17 protein-coding genes are annotated in these 20384 nt (G+C 42.0%); all 17 read left to right on the top strand.

What is annotated here, in order from left to right; translation table 11 throughout:
- Nucleotides 1-12 precede the first annotated feature (12 nt).
- A complete protein-coding gene (locus H6G86_RS33280; RefSeq protein ID WP_199338524.1) occupies nt 13-1149 on the top strand; it encodes an ATP-binding response regulator in 1137 nt (378 codons plus the stop codon).
- Complete coding sequence (locus tag H6G86_RS33275; protein ID WP_190937912.1) at nt 1146-1820, top strand: response regulator transcription factor; 675 nt, start codon at nt 1146-1148, stop codon at nt 1818-1820. Before H6G86_RS33280 ends, H6G86_RS33275 begins: the two co-directional genes overlap by 4 nt.
- Before the next feature lie 415 nt (nt 1821-2235).
- Complete coding sequence (locus H6G86_RS39160) at nt 2236-2355, top strand: DUF4278 domain-containing protein (RefSeq protein ID WP_242065102.1); 120 nt, start codon at nt 2236-2238, stop codon at nt 2353-2355.
- 478 nt (nt 2356-2833) lie between these two features.
- The gene (locus tag H6G86_RS33265; protein WP_190937911.1) at nt 2834-4393 is read left to right on the top strand and encodes a GMC family oxidoreductase; all 1560 of its coding nucleotides are present in this window, start codon (nt 2834-2836) and stop codon (nt 4391-4393) included.
- Between the two features lie 36 nt (nt 4394-4429).
- Nucleotides 4430-5461: an ArsR family transcriptional regulator gene (locus H6G86_RS33260; protein ID WP_190937910.1), complete on the top strand. Its 1032-nt coding sequence runs from the start codon at nt 4430-4432 to the stop codon at nt 5459-5461.
- 54 nt (nt 5462-5515) lie between these two features.
- Entirely contained in the window at nt 5516-6769 is a 1254-nt protein-coding gene (locus H6G86_RS33255) for a cytochrome P450 (protein WP_199338523.1), read from the top strand.
- Nucleotides 6770-6914: 145 nt separating this feature from the next.
- On the top strand, nt 6915-7367 hold the full coding sequence (locus tag H6G86_RS33250) for a hypothetical protein (RefSeq protein ID WP_190937909.1): 453 nt from the start codon (nt 6915-6917) through the stop codon (nt 7365-7367).
- A 91-nt stretch (nt 7368-7458) separates the two neighbouring features.
- Entirely contained in the window at nt 7459-9012 is a 1554-nt protein-coding gene (locus tag H6G86_RS33245) for a GMC family oxidoreductase (protein ID WP_190937908.1), read from the top strand.
- A gap of 372 nt (nt 9013-9384) precedes the next feature.
- The gene (locus H6G86_RS33240; protein ID WP_190937907.1) at nt 9385-9945 is read left to right on the top strand and encodes a hypothetical protein; all 561 of its coding nucleotides are present in this window, start codon (nt 9385-9387) and stop codon (nt 9943-9945) included.
- Between the two features lie 417 nt (nt 9946-10362).
- Nucleotides 10363-11568, top strand: a complete 1206-nt coding sequence (locus H6G86_RS33235) for an alpha/beta hydrolase (protein ID WP_190937906.1) — start codon at nt 10363-10365, stop codon at nt 11566-11568.
- Between the two features lie 202 nt (nt 11569-11770).
- Nucleotides 11771-12253 (top strand): hypothetical protein, encoded by a 483-nt coding sequence (locus tag H6G86_RS33230; protein WP_190937905.1) that lies wholly within the window; start codon nt 11771-11773, stop codon nt 12251-12253.
- 286 nt (nt 12254-12539) lie between these two features.
- Nucleotides 12540-12893 carry a hypothetical protein gene (locus H6G86_RS33225; RefSeq protein ID WP_190937904.1) on the top strand — a complete coding sequence of 118 codons (354 nt, stop codon included), beginning with the start codon at nt 12540-12542 and terminating at the stop codon, nt 12891-12893.
- Nucleotides 12894-13164: 271 nt separating this feature from the next.
- A complete protein-coding gene (locus H6G86_RS33220; RefSeq protein ID WP_190937903.1) occupies nt 13165-15612 on the top strand; it encodes a chitosanase in 2448 nt (815 codons plus the stop codon).
- Between the two features lie 116 nt (nt 15613-15728).
- Complete coding sequence (locus tag H6G86_RS33215) at nt 15729-16139, top strand: hypothetical protein (RefSeq protein WP_190937902.1); 411 nt, start codon at nt 15729-15731, stop codon at nt 16137-16139.
- A 188-nt stretch (nt 16140-16327) separates the two neighbouring features.
- A complete protein-coding gene (locus tag H6G86_RS33210) occupies nt 16328-17563 on the top strand; it encodes an amidoligase family protein (RefSeq protein ID WP_190937901.1) in 1236 nt (411 codons plus the stop codon).
- A gap of 223 nt (nt 17564-17786) precedes the next feature.
- A complete protein-coding gene (locus tag H6G86_RS33205; protein WP_190937900.1) occupies nt 17787-19049 on the top strand; it encodes a beta-propeller domain-containing protein in 1263 nt (420 codons plus the stop codon).
- Nucleotides 19050-19645: 596 nt separating this feature from the next.
- Nucleotides 19646-20290: a TolB family protein gene (locus tag H6G86_RS33200; protein ID WP_190937899.1), complete on the top strand. Its 645-nt coding sequence runs from the start codon at nt 19646-19648 to the stop codon at nt 20288-20290.
- The last annotated feature ends 94 nt before the right edge of the window (nt 20291-20384 follow it).

Genomic DNA, 20384 nt, shown 5'->3' with positions numbered 1-20384 from the left:
TAGAACGACTTTATGACCAACACTGTATATTCCTCTGGACTTCAAATAAATTCTAGTCAATCCAAAGGAGACATCCTCATCGTTGATGACAAGCCGGATAACCTCCGATTATTATCCGGTTTGTTGAGCGATCGCGGCTATGATGTACGGGCAGTGATGAGTGGTTCAGCTGCTCTTATGGGAGCGAAAGCTCAACCACCAGATTTAATTCTCTTAGATATTAATATGCCTGGTATGGATGGCTACAATGTCTGTCAACATCTCAAAGCCAATCCACTTACTCAGGATATTCCTGTCATTTTCATCAGTGCGTTGAATGAAGTTTTGGATAAAGTCAAAGCTTTTGAGGTCGGAGGTATCGATTATATTACTAAACCGTTTCAAGAAGAGGAAGTTTTCGCTCGTATTCAGACTCAACTATCTCTTCGTCAGATGCAAAGGATATTGCAAGCACAAAATGACCACTTGCAACAAACACAAGCAGAGCTTCGCAGACTACTAATACAGGAACAGGAACTTAACCAGCGCATTGAACAAATGGCTGTATTAGAAGAGCGCAATCGCATCGCTCGTGATATCCATGATTCTTTGGGACACTCTTTAGTGGCACTGAACATTCAAATGGAAACGGCGCTTACCCTTTGGAAAGAAGCTCCACAAAAGGCTTATGAGTTTCTTGTTGAAGCTAAACAATTAGGATCTCAGGCTTTGAACGCCGTTCGCCAATCTGTTACAGATATGCGGGCAGATCCTTTACAAGGTGAGTTGTTGGAGGTGGCGATCGCAACCCTTACCCAGGAATTTCACTACACTACAGGAATTGCACCCGAATGTCATATCGAGATATCCCTGCCTTTCTCTAACTCAGTCAATACATCTATGTATCGCATTATACAGGAAGGTTTGACCAATATATGTAAACATGCAGAGGCTACAACAGTTCAGTTACAGATTCAAACAACACCTACTGAACTTTCACTTACACTACAAGATAACGGTAGGGGCTTTTGTATTGATGGAAACCAAACTGGCTTTGGACTACAAGGGATGCGCGAACGAGTCCTCGCACTCGCTGGACAACTGGAAATTTCCAGCGAGCTTGGCAATGGTTGTAGAATTACAGCCAAATTCCCTAGAATGACAGTATGATTCAGGTTGTACTAGTCGAAGATCAAGAAATTGTCCGCCGGGGTTTGAAAACGCTGCTAGAAATCAAACCCGACTTTCAAGTAGTTGCAGAAGCTAGTAATGGTCAACAAGCCATTGACTTGATTAAAATACTACACACCAAATCTCAGCCACCAGATGTTATTCTCATGGACATTCGGATGCCAGTCATGGATGGTGTTACTGCTACTCAACAACTGTGCCAACTGTTTCCGGCTAGCAAAATTTTAGTACTTACCACCTTTGATGATGCCAAGTACGTCGCAGAAGCCATCCGCTTTGGAGCAAAAGGATATTTGTTAAAAGATACCCCTTCGGAGGAACTGGCAGAAGCCATCCGTTGCATCCATAAAGGCTACACTCAGTTTGGCCCTGGCATTTTAGAAAAAATTGCTGCCACCACACCCTCCAATGAGCCAAATCAACCCCAACAGCTCCCACCGGGATTTGCAGAACTCACACCCCGCGAAATGCAGGTTCTCAAAATGATTGCAACAGGTTCTAGTAACCGAGAAATTGCCCAAGCGCTCTTCCTTTCTGAAGGAACTGTCAGAAACCATATTTCCCACATTTTGACTCGTCTGAATTTGCGCGATCGCACTCAAGCCGCGATCGTTGCCAATACGTATCTCTCTTTTCTGGAGAATCAGTAAACGGTTCTTCATTGCGATCGCATAACTAAATCCAGTATTTCATAAATCTGTTAGAAGTTATCTCCTGTACAAATAGACAGTAGTATGCATCATCGCTGCTTGTAGAATTAAAAAGTTTTCCCTCGCTCCTATTTCTCCAATTAAAAGTGTAGTTTCCAAAATTGGAAATGCAGTTTCCGCTCATGACGTAGACCTTGCTAGCTGGCTCAACTTATTCTTTTAATTGTGAGGCAAAGAAATATCGCAGTCACACAAGGATGTGAAACAAATTATAGCTGATTCACATAATTATCTTAATTTCAAAATGTATAAATTCGCTCCTGTGAGTTTTTAATTAGATTACGACACTTAGCTAAAAAGCTACTTTGACCGCGCCACAAGCAAACTTATTTTGTAATGTATCAAGAGCAAAAAAATGAAACTTTACTATCGCGGCACTAGTTATGAATACGACACTAAGAAAGTTGAAAACAGAAAAATAGAACAGCCATTCCAGCCAGTTTCTCAATTTGGGCCAGCTTATAATGTGATTTAGCGTGGGATTACTTATCGTGTTGATCCCAATGTTAAGACTGCGGAAGTTCCTTTAGCACCAGCAACTTATAAATTGAGCTATCGAGGAACTAACTACTTGGTAAATAGAAATACACACGGAGAAGTCACCCTAATGACTCAATCAGTAAATTCATTAGAAGTCGTCACACTGCCACAGTTGACAACATCACCTTAGTAAGACTTAAGCAACATATATTCAGTCTGGTATTTAAGAAATAGGGTCTAGTTTTCATAAAGTTTTAGCAGCTTAAGTGAGAAGCAGAGTGAATCTGATTTGCAATAGCTGCTTGCAATCAAAATTATTAGCCAGGCATAGACACGAAGCGGTGAGAGGATCGCAGTCTGATCTACGAGACGTTCACTCTGCCTCAATTTATTTAAGCGAGGCAGACTATCTGTATCAAGGTGGATTGTACCCTGAAAATTTCTCAGGATTGCAATTATATAAGGAGAAGATTATGAGTAAATATGATTATATTGTGATTGGTGCTGGCTCGGCAGGCTGTGTCGTCGCCAACCGCCTCACAGAAGATAGTGAAACAACCGTTTTGTTACTCGAAGCCGGTGGCCCTGATACCAAACCTGAGATTCAGGTTCCTGTGGATTGGCCCAAACTATGGGGTACTGAAGTAGACTGGGCGTATTCTTCTGAGGAAGAACCACACCTGAATGGGCGCAAACTCTATTCTCCGCGCGGTAAAGTTCTGGGTGGCACCAGTTCTATCAATGGTATGGTCTATATGCGAGGCAACCGCCGCGATTTTGACCACTGGCAAGAGTTAGGCAATCTAGGTTGGAGTTATCAAGATGTATTGCCGTACTTCAAAAAATTTGAGAACCAGCAGCGAGGAGCATCTGAATTCCACGGGGTCGATGGCCTACTATTTGTGAGCGATCCAGTGGCTCCAAATGTAGTGTCACAACGCTTAATTGATGCCGCTATTGAAAAGGGCTACGGACATAATCCTGATTTCAACGGCGCACATCAAGAAGGCGCAGGACTTGCCCAAGTACATATTAAAGACAGCAAGCGGCAAAGTACCGCAACTGCGTTTTTGCTGCCCATTCTTGATCGCCCCAATTTGACAACCATCACTCATGCGATCGCCACCCGTTTACTATTTGAAGGGACGCGTACAGTTGGGGTGGAGTATTTGCATAACGGAACGCTGCACCAAGTTCGCGTAAATCAAGAAGTTATTCTTTCTGCTGGCGCGTTCGATTCACCAAAATTGCTGATGCTTTCTGGGATTGGTCCAGCCGAACATCTGCGAGCATTCGATATTCCAGTAGTCGTTGATTTACCAGGTGTAGGTCAAAATCTCCAAGACCACCTTCAAGTTCACGTGGCTTACCAAGCTACTCAGGATTTGGAAGTTGCCCCAACCAGTAACATTGCCGAAGCTGCTTTATTTGTATATACCGAAAGTCGCCTAGATACTGTGCCTTCTTTACAAACTCACTTCGGGCCAGTCATCTTTGTGCAGCCTGAGTATGCCCGTTCTGGGCCAGGATTCACCTTTGCACCATCTATTACCCATCCCCTAAGTAGAGGTAGTGTTAGTCTGCGTTCTTCTTCCCCACTAGACCCACCCGTTATCCGCATGAACTTTCTCGAAAGTGAGGAAGATATGCAAGTCTTAGTAGAAGGAATTAAAATTGCGCGTCAGTTGGCTCATTCGGGCGCATTTGATGAGTTTCGGGGCGAGGAAGTTGCTCCAGGTGCTGACGCAACTAGCGACGAAGCAATCCGAGATTATATCCGCAAAGCGTGTGATACCGATTATCACGTTGTCGGCACTTGCAAAATGGGCGTTGACTCTGAATCAGTGGTAGATCCTGAATTACGGGTACATGGTGTTGAAGGCTTGCGTGTCGTAGATGCTTCAATTATGCCAGTTATCACTACGGGAAACACTAACGCGCCCACAATTATGATTGGCGAAAAGGCAGCCGATTTGATTAAAGCTACTGGTCGAGTTTCAAAGCAAACAGCTTTAACAAGTGCGATCGCATAACTAGCTAAATTTACGCTTCAGCAAAAACAGAGATTTATGACGAACACGATTCCTGAACAACTTCCCTCCGATGCTCCTCCTGCACGCGCCCTACTCGCCATGATCTTTGGGGCTGTACAGACGCAATTACTAAGTGTGGCCGCACAGATTAGGATTCCTGACCTATTGAAAGATAGTCCCAAATCTGTAAAAGCCCTAGCAGAAGCAACTGGTACGCAGGAGCCTGCTTTGTCGAGGCTCCTACGGGCGCTAACAGACTTGGGTATTGTTGTAGAAACAGCACCTGGGCAATTCATCTGCACCCCAATGGGCGCTCTGTTGCAAGCCGATTCCCCCAATTCGCTACGCGAATATGCCATGTTATTTGGGCGATCGCTGGCATTCGACACCTGGGCTAATCTGCTGCATAGCGTACACACTGGTATGAGCGCGTTTGAAGATCGCTTTGGGATGAATATCTACGCATATCTCCAGCATCATTCCGACGATGCGGCAGCGTTTTACGATGCCATGACTTCTGTTTCCAACCAAGAGAGTCGAGCTATATGCGAGGTTTATGACTTTTGTGCCTGTCGCACGGTTGTAGACGTAGGGGGTGGGCAGGGCTTTCTATTAGCGACACTCTTGCAGGCATATCCTTCGCTCCACGGCATCCTACTGGATCTTCCACAAGTAGTAGACAGCGCTCACACGGTACTCCAAGACAAAATCAGCGAAGGAAGGTGTCAAATTGTTGGCGGAGATTTATTAACCGCGATTCCTCCAGGTGGCGATGTGTATATAATCAAGCGCGTACTCATAGATCGCGATGATGCTCAAGCTCGAACCCTCCTCACGAACTGCCGCAACGTGATGAAGCCGCACGGCCGTGTGTTAGTTGCAGATCCAGATATTACGTCGTTATACGGAACATTATTTGATATTTCAATGCTAACGGTTTTTGGGAGTGGAAGTCGTATCCGTACTCCAGCAGAATTGCACGACCTGTTTGCTACCGCCGGACTGAAGCTGACCCGCACGCTTTCCACTCCCTCGGCGCTACTCCTTGTCGAAGGCGTTCCAGTTTAGTGGTATCACTTTCCAAATTCTGAAGATTCACTGTAGCGAAGAGCTTAAAAAATTATGCAAGTAAATACACAACAGGAAAATATGACAGCATTTGCAAATCAACAAACCTACGATCTGTTTGCACCAGAAGCCTTACTTAATCCCTATCCACTTTACAAACAAATGCGTGAAGAAGACCCAGTTCATTATAGTGAGTTAGGATACTGGGTTTTGACACGCTACAAAGATGTTGAAGCCGCTTTACGGGACGAGCGCTTGAGTGCAGATCGCACAGCATTGTTTCTCAATCAGTTGGGCGATTTGGATGTTAATTTGATCCAAAATTTTATTCGGGTGAACTCCAAATCGATGATTGAAAAAAATCCACTGGATCACACCCGACTGCGGAAGTTAGCCAATCAGGGATTTACAACACGAGCTATAGAAAGCTGGCGCTCTATTATTCAGAACACTACCGATCGCTTATTAGATAATGTTCAAAATCACGGCAGCATGGATATTGTCTCCGACTTGTCGGTAATTTTACCAGGACTGATTATTGCTGAGATATTTGGCGTGCCAGAAGCTCAAAGAGCGAACCTAATCGAATGGGCAATCGATATGGGCACATTTTGGGGTGCGCCAGGCAGTTCAAATATTGAGGAATATGCACGTAAGGCAGACCTCGCAGCCGCACAGTTTTCTGAACTCATCAGCCAATTGATTGAAGAGCGACGTAAGCAACCCGGAACAGACATGATTAGTCTGCTGACTATCGCCTATGAAGAGCAGGGATTTAATCTTGAGGATCTGCCATCTCAATGCATCAACATCTTAAATGCAGCTCACTTGACCACCGCAGACTTGATCCCGAATGGGGTGAATGCACTGCTGCGTCATCCAGAGCAACTGCAAAAATTGCAAGAAAATCCGGCTTTGATCAATTCTGCCGTGGAAGAAATAATCCGTTTCGATACCCCCGCTCCTTTTGTCTTTCGGATTGCTAAACAAGACTTGACGATTGGGAGTAAAGACATCCCGGCGGGTAGCGTCATCGCTTTGGGGCTAGGGGCGGCGAATCACGACCCGGAAAAGTTTGACTCACCTGATGCTTTTAATATTACGCGATTGCCTAACGAACACCTTGGGTTTGGCCCGGGCATTCACTTTTGTCTGGGAGTCGTTTTAGCTCGGATGGAGTTAACTGTTTGCTTTACTACATTACTTAGAAGATTGCCAAATCTCAGGTTCGATCCCGATAAGCAAGCTATTCCCAGACATACCAGCCTAGTTTTCAAAGGGTACGATTCGTTACCTGTAAAGTTCTGAAGTGATTAGTGACAGGCGATCACCGAAAATATTTTTATTAATCTTAAATTTCCCCAATATTGCTTTACGCAAAGAGGAATTTGTTTTAGCAACATGAAACTTTGTCAACAAATTGCAACCACCATTTTTATATCCGAGAAAGATCATGTCTAACAACTCAAACACAGTATCGACTTCTTTAGATAACCAATCACATCACCATTATGATGTATTGCGACAGCAGATAGATGACAGTCTTAAAAAGGCAGAAACACAAAAAAATAAGCTTAAAACTATTGAGCGTCGCTACAGTATAATTAACATTTGTCTTGGTGCATTAGCAACATTCATTACTGGACAATCTGCCGTTTCCAACGATCCTTTGATTGGCAACTGGAGAATAAATACAACAGTTGCTTCTGTGTTAACACTTGGTGTAACCATTGTGGGTAGTATGCAAAAACAACTTGCGGCTCCTGATTTACTAAGTGAGGCAAGCGAATGTGTTGCTAAACTTAAGGCGCTAAAAGTTGAGACCATTGTATCAACTTATGATACAGAGCAAGTCAGTGAAGAATACCAGCAAATCCTCTCTGATTTTTCAAAGATTGACTGTTAAACGTAAAAGGAAGGAGTTATTTAATGATTCATACCTTTCTATTTCTACTGAAAATCTTCAACACGTTGTCTAAGTTGTCAAGGAAAATGTAATGCGTCAATATGACTATATTGTAATTGGTGCAGGTTCAGCAGGTTGTGTTGTTGCCAATCGTCTGACTGAGGACAGTAAAACGACCGTATTATTACTCGAAGCGGGCAACCCAGATACCAAACCAGAGATTCCTATCCCTGTAGAGTTTCCTAAACTATTTAACTCAGAGGTGGACTGGGCATATTTTACCGAACCAGAGCCATACTTAAATGGGCGTAAAATCTATTGTCCACGCGGTAAAGTCCTTGGTGGTAGCAGTTCGATCAACGTCATGATTTATATGCGAGGCAACCGTCACGATTACGATCGCTGGCAGGATTTAGGTAATACTGGTTGGAGCTACCAAGATGTATTACCTTACTTCAAAAAATCTGAAAACCAGCAGCGTGGAGCATCCCAATTTCATGCTGTCGATGGTCTGCTGAGTGTAAGTGACCCAATTGCACCCAACCCAATATCACAATACTTTCTTGAAGCAGCCACAGCAATGGGCTATAAGCTTAATCCTGATTTCAACGGTGCAAATCAAGAAGGTGCGGGGCTTTACCAGTTGACTATCAAAGATGGTAAGCGGCACAGCACCGCAGGGGCATTCCTAGTGCCAATTTTAAATCGTCCGAATTTGACGATTACTACAGGAGCGTCAGTCACCCGTTTACTGTTTGAAGGGAAGCGTACAGTTGGAGTCGAGTATCTGCAAAATGGGAAAATCCACCAATCTTTTGTCAACCAGGAAGTGATTCTTTCTGCTGGCGTGTTCGATTCGCCTAAACTGCTGATGCTTTCTGGAATTGGTTCAGCAGAACACCTACAGACATTAGGAATTCCTGCGATCGTTGATTTACCGGGTGTCGGGCAGAATCTCCAAGATCATGTATATGTGCAAGTGGGTTATCAAGCCACTCAGGAGTTGCAACCTGCTGCCACCAGCAATATTGCAGAAGCTGGTTTATTCGTGCATACCGAAGCTAATACAGATGTTACACCAGATTTACAGCTTTCCTGCGGCCCAGTTTTGTGGATGCAACTTGAGTCTCCTCGCTCTAGTTGGGGATTCACGTTTGCAGTGGGTACAACACATTGTTACAGCTGTGGTAGTGTCAGCTTGCGTTCTTGTGACCCCAAAGATCCACCGTTAATCTGCATGAACTATCTCCAGAATGAAAAAGATATGCAAGTTCTTGTGGAGGGAATTAAAATCTCTCGTCAACTTGCTTATTCAGGAGCATTTGATAAATTAGTAAGCGAAGAAGTCGCTCCTGGTGCCGACGTAACAAGCGACGAAGCAATTCGAGCTTACATCCTTAAAAGTGGCGAAACAGCACATCATCCTGTCGGGACTTGTAAAATGGGCGTTGATAAAAGCGCAGTTGTAGACCCCGAACTACGGGTACATGGTGTTGAAGGTTTACGTGTCGTAGATGCTTCAATTATGCCAACTATTATTACGGGAAACACTAATGCACCCACAATTATGATTGGCGAAAAGGCAGCCGATTTGATTAAAGCTAGCGATCGCGTTTCAAAGCAATTAGCTTTAACAAATGTATGAACGCTTTCTTGGCTTGTCGTCAGACATTGCAGAGAGGCGATCGCCTAAAATATTTTATTAATATTAAATGGATGCTGAAGCTAGGAAATTAACCTCCTGGCTTAGACATCCATCTAGTCAAAAGATTCCAAAATTGGAAAACCAATTTCCAGCTTTGACGTTGTGTGTATAAACTAATTTCTTTACTCTTAATAGTGTCAAAGCAATCAATATTTAGGAAACATTGAATTTTTCAGAAAGCTTTGACCCAAATTATTTTTTTACCTTTGGCTCTCACTATTTATTGTTTTCTTAACCTATAAGAAATAACAACACAGTAATATACAAGCGAACAACCTCGCGTAAGTTTTACCTCTATCAGGAGATTAATCAATGAAGTTAAAACAATTAGCAGCAATTGCAGGGGCTACTTTGGTAACTTTTATGACTCTTAGCAGTAAAGGGCTAGCTGCTACCATAATCAATCCTCAATTAGATTCGTATATTCCCAAGCCATCTGATATTGTGGTTGGAACTTGCAGCCAGGTAGGAGTTTGTTTCCCCGGTCAAGAGATACCTTCTAATACTAGTGTGTTCCCCTTTGTATCTAGGAATGATTCAAACTTCAATGTAACTAGTCTCTTTCTTACAATTGATCCCAGTGAAGATGCAGTCTGGGGCAATGGAGTTTCTAACATATACAAAAATATTCAGATATCTCCAGACGCTAAAAAAATAACCTTTAATCAAGGAGTAATTCCTGTAGAAGAGTATCTTTTTGCGGATGCTAAGACAACTCCTGCTGGTACTGCTGTCAAATTTTCTATAGCTATTGATGACACTCCTGTTCCTGAACCTGATTCAATTTTGGGGACATTAGTATTTGGCACTATTGGTGCTAGTTCATATCTCAGGCGTTATCTCAAATGTAAAGCACAACAACCAGGAATTTAGTTAATCATAAATATCCAGCCCTAATAGGGGTACAAGTATGATTCGGAACAGAAAATCAGGATAAGCAGCATTACATAAACACTACAAAAGTTTTTAGGTGCTGAAACTCTTGTTTTATCGTTAGAGGGTGTTTGAAAAGTTTTGAAGAGTCAAATCTTAAAGTAACCACTCAATAAAATCCCTATAAGATAAGAGTTTTTAGCTTAATCTGGTTTTCTGTTTCAATAATTTTCATGCCCCAATCCCAAAGTGATTGCATTTTGACGAATGTATTCTGTCTGGATGCTTCAAATTCTTTGTACCTGCTTTTAATACTTTGAAAAACTAGAGCAATAGTTCATGCCAAGAGTTATTTGGATAGCTACCTAGTCTAGCAAGTAAAAATGACAATCTATATTTCTTAAGAAGAAGTTAAAAATGAATAACAAATGGTATTCCAAGATTGCAGTTGCAACCGTCAGTCTCGTCATTCCTTTAATTCAATCAGTAGTTGTCTCACTTGTCAGCACAACTCCTGCTGCTGCCTCTGACCGTAGTACAATTTGCAAGCAGATAAAACACGCAGTCTCGCTTATAGAAGGACAACCATCTAATTATGAGGTAGTCGGAGAACTTTGTTACAAACGTAATCACAAAAACGTTGTTCACCTACTTATTTCTGGAGCTACGTATGGATCTGTTTATTGGGATTTTCCTTTGCATCCGCAGCGATATTCTTACGTTCGAGCATTAACAAATGTAGGTTATGCAACATTAAACCTAGAGCGAATTGGAATTGGTAAAAGTGACCGCCCGATAGGGAGTGAAGTCACAATGCAGGCAAACGCTTTTGTAGTTCACCAAATTGTTCAAGCCCTTCGAGATGGTCGTTTAGGGGAATTTTCTAAGATTATTCTTGTCGGTCACTCACTTGGGTCGGGAGTTGCAATACTAGCGGCTCAGTATAATGATGTGGATGGACTGATTCTTACAAGTTTTCTCCACGCTCAAGGCCCAGGATATGGCGATGTTGGTACATCTCTTTATCCAGCACAACAAGATCCTCGCTTTCGGGAACAGAACTTACCATACGGCTATCTCACCACCTTTCCTGGTAAGCGAACTATTTTTTATTCGATTCCTAATGCAGATCCCGATGTCATTGCATTGGACGAGTCAACGAAAGAGATTTTCACAATAGGTGAGGGAAATACATTTGCACCAATTGTCACTTCACCTAATAATGTGCAAAGTATTCGCGTGCCAGTTCTCATTGTTATAGGACAGTTTGATAATATTTTTTGTACTCCATCTCAATGTTTAGAAGCGCAAGTTGAGCCGACATACTATAAATCCAGTCCTAACGTTGAAGTAAAGGTTATTAAGAATGCAGGTCATGATCTTAACCTACACCGCAATGCCCCAGCTTTCTTTGCAACTGCTATTGCATGGTCGAATCGTGTATTTTACTCACAATGCCAGCCTTGGAAAGACCTCATACCGATGAACGCTTGGGAGCTAGGGTTAGCCCCTAATATCGTGTCAGATAACTCTTTACTCTGGCAACAATCAATCAACAAACTAATAACACCTCATAACTGCCCAAGTCAGGGGAGGAGTTTTAGTCCTGAGTCAGGGTGGTGACAATACTTTGGTCTGGGAAAAAGGAAATAGACTGAATGGCACACTTAATAAGCATAAATTATCGATATTTTTACAGCGATCACTTAGATGTAGCGTTGTTAGGTGGAGCCGTTCCCGCCGGGTAGAAACTGCCGAACCCATAGGGCTTATCGTCAGACATTGCGTAACTATCTAAATTCACCTTTATCAAGGAAGTTATTGAATGATTCATCATCTTTCTATTTCTGCTGAAAACCCTCAGCACGTTGCCCAAGTTCTCGCTGAAATCTTGCAAGGACAAGCGACACCCCATCCTTTTAGCCCAGATGGCTATATAGTTTTTCCTTTTGATGAATATGGTACAGAAATTGAAGTTTATCCTTTGGTAACTGAAATAACACCAGGTGAAAGTCAGGAGAAACGAGCATATATACAAAATCCAACTGCTTCTAAGTTTACAGGTACCCATGTGATGATCTCTGTACCTGCCAGTGTCGAACAAATTGAGAAAATTGCCCAACGTGAAGATTGGCTACTGGAACACGCTAGCTTCGGCTTTGATTTCATTTTGTTCTGGGTGGAAAACAGATTGTTGATAGAGTTACTAACCCCAGAAATGACCACTCAATACTTAGCATTTATGCAACGAGAAAATTTGAGAAAATATTTTGTTTTTTCTGACAGCCACAATTCACCTATAGGTTGATAAATAGTGAATCTTGATTAGATAGCTAACAAACATAACGAACACTGTTTTCAGACGAGCTTTGGAAACGCTATACCCGGATTTCTCACAAGTGAGAAATCCGGGGTTTTACTTCATACGCTTAGTGCTACTAAGTTTCAAAAATTGCTTTCCAAAATCGGAAAACAATTTTCCTACCTTAACGATGTGTACTTAATTCAATTCATATATTCTCATAGTGTAGAGAGAAATCAGTACCATCAAATGCGAATTTGATGAACACATACTTTTTAAAGGAGAAAACATAATGAAGAAATTTGTTGTTTCTACGACTATGGGAATCGCCATCATAGCGGCAATCTTTCCTAAAACAGCCCAAGCCCATGTTGGGTGGAAGCACACTTACTACTGTGGGAATTACTCTGTAACTTTAAATGAGTATTCCTTGAATGAATATTCTTACACTGCTAGTAGTATTAATGGCAACTTAGTTCTTAGTAATGGCAGTTCACGTAATAGTGGAAGTTCTTGGATTTATAGTTTCAGCTATACCAATACAACGTATGAAATAGAAGATCCCTGGGGCCGTAAAACTGCTTATCTTAATGTTATTCAAGATGGGCAGCTTGTGATGAAGCAGAATTGCTCAAAATCAAGATAAGTTCTAAATGATTTACGGGGTAGTGATTTATAAACAATCACACTCATAAATTAACTTTCCAAAATTGGAAAAATAATTTCCAGCCTTGACGATGTAAATCTACTCAAATCTATCTACTCTAAAAGTATGCAATTAAACCAAACATCTAATACCTGGATGTAGCTGCAATTTAACTCACTATCTTAACTGCTGAGTTGATTACTGCCTGAAAAATATTTTGCGTACAAACTCAAATTTTATCAACAAAACCCTACTCAATAGAAGTAAATTTATGACTTGCCAAATCGGTAGTTCATACAAAATAAAATCAGGTGATACGCTTTTTATCATTGCCGAACGGGAGTTAGGTGATGGCGATCGCTGGCGGGAAATCTTGAATCCTAATGGTATTCCCTTCACGGAAAAGGAAGCTGAGAATTTGCAAACGGGTCAGGAAATCTGCATTCCTAATGGCTCTGTACCACCGACGGGTGAGTGGCAATCAAAGCGCGTCTTCTTTGGCAGTAATGGTAAACTAACTTACACCTCGGATCAAGAGCAAAACCGGATTCCAGACTATAGCTATGCGGGCTACCGTTATGGTGAAGTCGAATTGCCCAACGTTCCCGAAGTGTCGAACATTTCCCCGATTCCGGGTGATAATACTGCACACATTCAAAAAGCACTGGATGCTATGGCAGCACGCCAACCTGATGCTAATGGATTTCGTGGTGCTTTGGTACTAAAGCCGGGAGTTTACGAACTTCGCAGTACAATTCAAATTAAAGCGAGCGGGGTTGTATTGCGTGGTTCTGGTGATGGGAGCGATCGCACTCAAGACACAATTCTAGTTGCCAAGGTAGTTGACAAGCCTATCGTCCAAGGGAAACAAGACAGACCAGCGGATAAGTCAGTTGTAATTCTGGGTACTAATAATCCAGCCCCTTGGAAATCAGGAGACGAAACCAAGATTACAGATGATTTCGTTCAAGTTGGTTCGCTGAAATTCAATGTCGAGAATGCTTCACTATTTAAGACTGGCGATGCCATTATCATTAAGCATCCCTCTACGCAGAAGTGGATTGATGCGCTTGACGGTGGTGGTGTGGGCGAGGTTGACGACCCTGACAAAAATCCCTGGAAACCAGGCAAAGTAGACATTGTGTATTATCGACGGGTCAATCGCGTAGAAGGAAACACGATCGTCCTTGACGCACCGATTTACAATCATCTCGATCGCAAGTTGTCACAATCTACCGTCTACAAGATTAAAAGCAGTGAAGTCTTGACGAATGTGGGGCTTGAGAATTTACGCATCGAAATTGATAAAGGCGGCGAAGACGAGAAATCCCTGTGGAGTGCCGTTAGCGTTATTGGTGCAGAAGATGCCTGGGTGCGTAACCTCACCGCCCTGCACTTTGGATTCTCTGGCGTGTACACAGAAGGAGCATTGAGGGTTACGGTGACAGATGTCAAGGCGTTCGACCCAATTGCCATTCGCACAGGCGGACGTATGTACAATTTCAACACCGAAAAGCACAGTCAACTCATCTTATTCCAGAACTGTGAGGCGACAAACGGCCGCCATAACTTTATTTCTAACGGTACGAGTAGCGCTTCTGGAATTGTCTTCCACAAATGCAAGTCGAAAGGCTTAGGCTCTAACTCCGCAGATAATTCCGACAGTGAAGGACATCGACTCTGGACTCAAGCCATGCTCTTCGATAGTATCGACGAGAACAGTACTGATACTGGAAGCATCGCTTTGATTAATCGCGGCAATTTCGGCAGTGGTCACGGTTGGTCGGCAGCACACTCCACTATTTGGAACTACAACGGCACAATAATTGTGCAAAAACCACCAACGGCGAAGAACTACGCAGTGTCTTCAACAGGTAAGGTGCAGAAAAAGTTCAAATTCTCAGGTGTAATTGGAAACGTGGAAGGCGAAGGCGAAAAAGGCAAGCTTTCTCCAGCGTCTCTCTACGAAGCACAACTCAAAGAAAGACTCAATAAAATTGACAAACCCCCTACGCAAGAAGTACCTGGCGTTGAGTTCTTTCCGCCTGGCACGCTAAACCAGCTGAACACCCTGACTGGCTTGGACGCACAACAACTCACAAACATCCTCGGCATGATTAATGGGCCCGAACAGGCCAATAGCAAGTGGTGGCAGACAGTCGATGAAGAAATTATCTACGGCTATGCAGAGGACATTGAAGACCGTCGCGGTGTCACCATCGGCATCTATGGTGCCACGACAGGCAAGGACTACAATGACGCAGACATTATCTGGAAGAATTACGGTCAAGACTATAGTAATCTCCCTGTGAATGAAATCATCAAAAAAGTCCACGCGATCGCCAACGACCAGAAATGGTGGAAGGCTCAGTGGGATGCCTACATCTCCACCTACTGGCAGCCGACGCTGAAACTGCTCAAGTCGAAGAATTACATGAATGCGCTGACGATTGGCGTACTCATAGATACAGCCATGAATGCTGGTATGGAAGACGACAATTCTGAAAATTGGGGCGTTGAACACCTGTTCACAGAGGCGAGCGACGACACAGACAATGAGGAAGATTTCGTGGATAGGTTCATGGAATTACGTCTCCAGTTCCCCACGCGCGATAGCGGCGATATGGAAGAGCGAATCGGTGCTTGGCAAAAGTTGTTGCGCGATCGCAAGTGGGATATGCGCGTAGACTTGAAAAATTACGTCTATATCCCGCAGTGAACTGCAAAAATGAGTGCATACAAAAACGTTTTTTGCATCAAGATAAAAAAATTCTTGATGTGTAACCTATCTGGCCGTTTAATTTCTCAATTTACTTCAATAAGGAGAATAATTTCATGACCATATCAACACAAGAATCAAAAGATAAAGAGCTCCAGGCTTATGTTAATAGTCAATACGATTATTGGGATGCCCGGATTTTAGCAGATTACTGGGGACAGTCGGAAGAAGATGCAAAAGCTGTAATTGGTAGAAAGATTCTCTGGGGTAAAAAAGATGTTGCTATTCTTGAGCAGTTTTTTGTAGATGCTAGGGTAAAAGCTCTAGAGTCAGCGCAACCAGCACCAAATCCAAGTTCTTACAAACTATTTAGAGAGTCAGAATTTAGGGAATATGAAGATGTAGAAGCGTTGGCAAAATTTTGGGGAGATCCATCACCTATGGATACAAAACTGCGTATTGAGCGCAACTTAATTTTGGGTAATGATGAGCTGCTTAAAAAAGCACTACGATATGCTCGCTCCTAATTTCTAAAAGTGCTTTTGTCTGTATAACAAAAATCTTCACCACTTTACCAATAATTGTCAGCTATATGCAATGAAGAGATGAAACTCCAAAATTACAATCATCTATATATATATCAAGCAAATTCAAAATTCAGCGCCCGCCGCTAGCTCAAGTCAGTGCAGGGTGAATATGATTACAAAACACAGTTATGTCTTTTTTAAATTGGAAAATCGGCTTTGAGATAGAACTGATGTCACCTAGAGGACACAGCAGACAAGACTTAGCAGAGTTAATTGCTCAACAATATGATGCAAGAGTGCGTCGTGTTTTTCATCCCCAGTCTGAACTAAGCCAGGTTCCAGGAACTCCCTTATTTCAAAATCTTACTTTGGGATTTGAGGTGCTTGATGAACACGAATGTTTGATTGCTCGATGTGTAGATGACCTAACCCTTCTTGAGAACCTAGACAAAACTGCAAAACCCAAGCCAGGATGGTATCGGATTGTCAGTGATGATAGCAGACTGCTGCAACTAGTAGAAAGCCAAGCTGATGCTGCTGATTCACTCGCTGATGTTCTCAAGCCAATTGCTAGTTTATTTTCTACCCATCCAGAAGCAGGGCCAGGCGGGATGGTACGTATTGCTGATCGCACAGGCAATCCAATTGCGATCGCTGCACCACTACCGGGGGAGAGAGAACGTCCCTGTGAGCTAATTACTCCACCTATTGAGACTAATCATAGCGATCGCTTAGAGATGCTTTTGTCAGCAGCGCGTTCTATTGGTTTTACAATTCCGGTAGAAGGTGCAACCCACTTACACTTTGATGCTACACCTTTATGTTCTGCTAAAGTTTTTGCTAATCTGGTGAATCTTTTATGGACACATGGTGAAAATTTAAAACGATTGGTGGGGACTAATCCCAATTGTAGACGCTTAGGAATGTGGGATGAAGAATTGTTGGTATTAGTCAATCAATCGGATTTTTGTCAACTTTCTTGGTCTGATGCTAAAACACGTCTAGCCAGACTTGAACTCACAAAATACTGTGACTTTAACATCAAAAATATAATTCACACTATTCCTAGCAAATTTACTTTTGAAGCACGTATTTTCCCTTCCTGGATATACGCACAATCTATTATCGAAGTGGCGGCTTTGATGGAAGCAATCTTACGTTATGCAATAGAAGCATCTCAGATATCACCTACTGCAACTTTGGAATGGAAATCAGAATCTGTGCAGGAGTTTATCAAAGCACTACCACTAGATGAAAATTATTGCTCAATTTGGTTGTCTCGTGTTACTAAGGTGATTTCTGATGAAAAAAATACCTATGTTGATGAGTTTCGACTTACCTCGGCTCCGCCCTTCTCTACGAGAGGCTACGCTCAGGACAGGCTCGACACGAGTCGCTCAACTCTCGACCACTCAGTTGGTTGAGCGAACTTGTACTGAGCGCAGTCGAAGTAGTCGAAACCAACGGCTATGGTAAATTTATTACTAGAATTCACCTAAATACTCTTAGAGGAGAGATAGAAATACTTTTTTATTAGTTAAATTTCCGGCTAGCGAATCAAGCTTTGCAACTAGATAAATCAAGTTACCTTGTTCGGCCACTCTCAATTTTCAAACTAAAAACTGTTCGTATTTTTCATAACTAACTATGATGCGTTTAATCAAATTTCTAGCGCTTATCTTACTCGGTTTACTCTCAGCCACAATTTTCAACTTCAGCAATGCTGTAATTGCTGCACCTAAAGTTTCTCAAGACAACAGGCTGACTTTTGTGGCTACTAAGCAAGGCCCGAAGTATGAAAGTAATATTTACACCATCCAAACTAACGGTTCAGCCCGCCGCCAGCTTACTAAAAATTTGAATGTTTATCCCACAATAGTTTGGTTAAACAATGGAAAAAGGCTAGCTTTTTTCAATGATGCGTATGATGTTTACACAATGAATGCAGATGGTTCCAAACTAACTAAAATATTCTCTGGGGCTGGCTGTAAAGCTGATAGCATTGAAATTCAGTGGTTATTAAATGGCCAAAAACTTGCCATTAAAGAATCTTGTGATGGTAGTACTCTTGAGGCTCCAGGTGGCGTGTCTCTTTATTTAAGTGATACAATTGGTACACAAGGAACTAAACTGATTCAAAGATGGGAGGTAGGAGGTATTCCGCCAAAAGCAGAAATCTCATCTTCTTTATATCTGTCACCTAATGGACAACAGGTAGTATTCTTCAAAGATAAAAGTATCTGGCAAATGAATACAGATGGCTCTAATTTGACAGAGTTAACTAACGCTCCAGGAGATGATTATCCTAGCCAAGTGATTTGGTCGCCTGATGGAACCCAGATTGCAATCTCATGGGGAAAAGACAATAATCAACCAATTTATCTACTCAATGTCAAGAACAAAACATTGACCAATCTATCCGACGAACCTCAAAAAACAGCTTATTCTGGTATCATATCATGGTCACTTGATGGAACTAAGCTTGCTTACTATCATAACCAAGGTACAGATTACTCCGGTAAAGAATTAGATATTTTTGTACTTGATGTCAATCAAAAAGCTGTCAAAAAATTGACTTCTAAACCAGGTGAATATAGTGGATTACAGTGGTCACCAGATAGTAAGCTGATTGCTTTTACAAGCGGAGATTATTCTCAGAAAAAGCTTTATACGATTAGTATCGATCGACTCAAGCTTACTCAGTTATCTTCGCAATTACCACCATCTGAAATTAACAGTTTCAATTGGTCGTTAGATGGTAAAAAAATTTCTTTCATTAAGACAGAAAAAACGAAGAAAAAACCAGATGGTCAAAGTGTTTTGTATGTGAGCAATCGGGACGGTTCAAAATTGACTAAATTGTCCAAATCTGATGATTCGTATATTTCCGCTCAGACTTGGCAACCGTAATTTACTATATCAGTCCTATTTGATTACGTGAGAATTAGTGAGCTTTAGCTCCCCGAGTTCTTAAAGAACTCGGGGAGCTAACTTTTCACAAATTAGTCTACATTCAAGGGTTTAATACCTTTAGGTCTACACGCAAAATATTTCCAGCCGGGATTTAAATCTCCGACTGAAAATGTCTTGAATTTGGAATTGCTAATTACGATTACTAGCGTGTCTAGGCTAAATTGTTACAAAAAAAATTTTAGGTTGAGTTGAGGAACGTAGACGCTCAAAGGGCGGCTTCCCGTAGGGTAACCCAACACATCGATAGATGTTAGTTTCGCGTTGCTCAAACTAACCTACACTATTGCAATATTTTAGCCCGGTCACGCCACTACTATATTTTCCAAAATTGGAAAAAAGTTTTCCTCAAATAACCTAGCATCCAAACTTTAACAAAATTATTGTAGTTATATCAGGAATAACTTAATCCACATCAAGGAGGGATGTGAAACATTATTAATACTTCTATGTTAGACAAATAACGAACAATTCCTCTTAAACATAGACCTATATTTGAAAGTAAATCTTACTATAAAGTTGTGCAGATACGTCTTATGAAACACTCACTAATTGCCTTGATTTCTCTGCTTGTACTGCCGTTATTCTCTTGTCAACTAACGTTATCACCGTCTGATGCAGTAGATACTCGAAAAAAACAATCAACTCAAACGGTGAAAAAAGAATCCTCAATTGCGTTTACTGCGTGGGGATATCAGGATAACAAGGTTAAAGCGAATATATTTACAGTTAAAAGAGACGGTAGCGATCGCCGCAAACTCACTTCCACCTTAAATATTATCGCTGCTGAAAGTAGTATCACTGAGCCAATTTGGTCGCCGAATGGACAGAGGCTTGCGTTTGTTCAGCTGAGTGCCAATGGAGCATATATTGTTTATGCCGTAAACGCTGATGGGTCTAAGCTAACCAAGCTATTTTCAGATGACAAGTGTTCGCCAAGCTCAACTCGGTTTAATGGGGTTTGGTCTTTAAATAGCCAAAATTTGGTGTTTGAGAGAACGTGTCCCTCTTACGATCCTAAAACCGAGTACAGAAGCACAACTGAGCTTTATGTGAGTAATACAACACACGCTGGGCAAACTCGGCTTATTCGACGTTGGAGTCAATCAGGAGTAGATGTCATTGAAAAAGATCGCCAAACTGGACTCATTCAGCGTCAGATTCAATCAGGCATTAAGTAGGACAGGGTGAAAAAACCAAATTGTGTAAAGATAAGTAAATACACATAATGTATCTACCACGGTAACAGGTATATGGGCAGCCGTTTAAGGGTAT

The sequence above is a fragment of the Nostoc sp. FACHB-133 genome (assembly GCF_014698055.1).
Classification (GTDB): Bacteria; Cyanobacteriota; Cyanobacteriia; order Cyanobacteriales; family Nostocaceae; genus Nostoc.
Note: the sequence above shows the minus strand (reverse complement) of the source record. Positions and strands in the feature narration are given on the sequence as shown.

Bases quoted from the DNA above. Each gene is read 5' to 3' on its own strand.
- H6G86_RS33250 (WP_190937909.1), top strand. From the start codon at position 6,915: ATGTCTAACAACTCAAACACAGTATCGACTTCTTTAGATAACCAATCA.
- H6G86_RS33200 (WP_190937899.1), top strand. From the start codon at position 19,646: ATGAAACACTCACTAATTGCCTTGATTTCTCTGCTTGTACTGCCGTTA.
- H6G86_RS33210 (WP_190937901.1), top strand. From the start codon at position 16,328: ATGTCTTTTTTAAATTGGAAAATCGGCTTTGAGATAGAACTGATGTCA.
- H6G86_RS33280 (WP_199338524.1), top strand. From the start codon at position 13: ATGACCAACACTGTATATTCCTCTGGACTTCAAATAAATTCTAGTCAA.
- H6G86_RS33265 (WP_190937911.1), top strand. From the start codon at position 2,834: ATGAGTAAATATGATTATATTGTGATTGGTGCTGGCTCGGCAGGCTGT.
- H6G86_RS33230 (WP_190937905.1), top strand. From the start codon at position 11,771: ATGATTCATCATCTTTCTATTTCTGCTGAAAACCCTCAGCACGTTGCC.
- H6G86_RS33205 (WP_190937900.1), top strand. From the start codon at position 17,787: ATGATGCGTTTAATCAAATTTCTAGCGCTTATCTTACTCGGTTTACTC.
- H6G86_RS33240 (WP_190937907.1), top strand. From the start codon at position 9,385: ATGAAGTTAAAACAATTAGCAGCAATTGCAGGGGCTACTTTGGTAACT.
- H6G86_RS33235 (WP_190937906.1), top strand. From the start codon at position 10,363: ATGAATAACAAATGGTATTCCAAGATTGCAGTTGCAACCGTCAGTCTC.
- H6G86_RS33255 (WP_199338523.1), top strand. From the start codon at position 5,516: ATGCAAGTAAATACACAACAGGAAAATATGACAGCATTTGCAAATCAA.
- H6G86_RS33225 (WP_190937904.1), top strand. From the start codon at position 12,540: ATGAAGAAATTTGTTGTTTCTACGACTATGGGAATCGCCATCATAGCG.
- H6G86_RS33245 (WP_190937908.1), top strand. From the start codon at position 7,459: ATGCGTCAATATGACTATATTGTAATTGGTGCAGGTTCAGCAGGTTGT.
- H6G86_RS33215 (WP_190937902.1), top strand. From the start codon at position 15,729: ATGACCATATCAACACAAGAATCAAAAGATAAAGAGCTCCAGGCTTAT.
- H6G86_RS33220 (WP_190937903.1), top strand. From the start codon at position 13,165: ATGACTTGCCAAATCGGTAGTTCATACAAAATAAAATCAGGTGATACG.
- H6G86_RS33260 (WP_190937910.1), top strand. From the start codon at position 4,430: ATGACGAACACGATTCCTGAACAACTTCCCTCCGATGCTCCTCCTGCA.
- H6G86_RS33275 (WP_190937912.1), top strand. From the start codon at position 1,146: ATGATTCAGGTTGTACTAGTCGAAGATCAAGAAATTGTCCGCCGGGGT.
- H6G86_RS39160 (WP_242065102.1), top strand. From the start codon at position 2,236: ATGAAACTTTACTATCGCGGCACTAGTTATGAATACGACACTAAGAAA.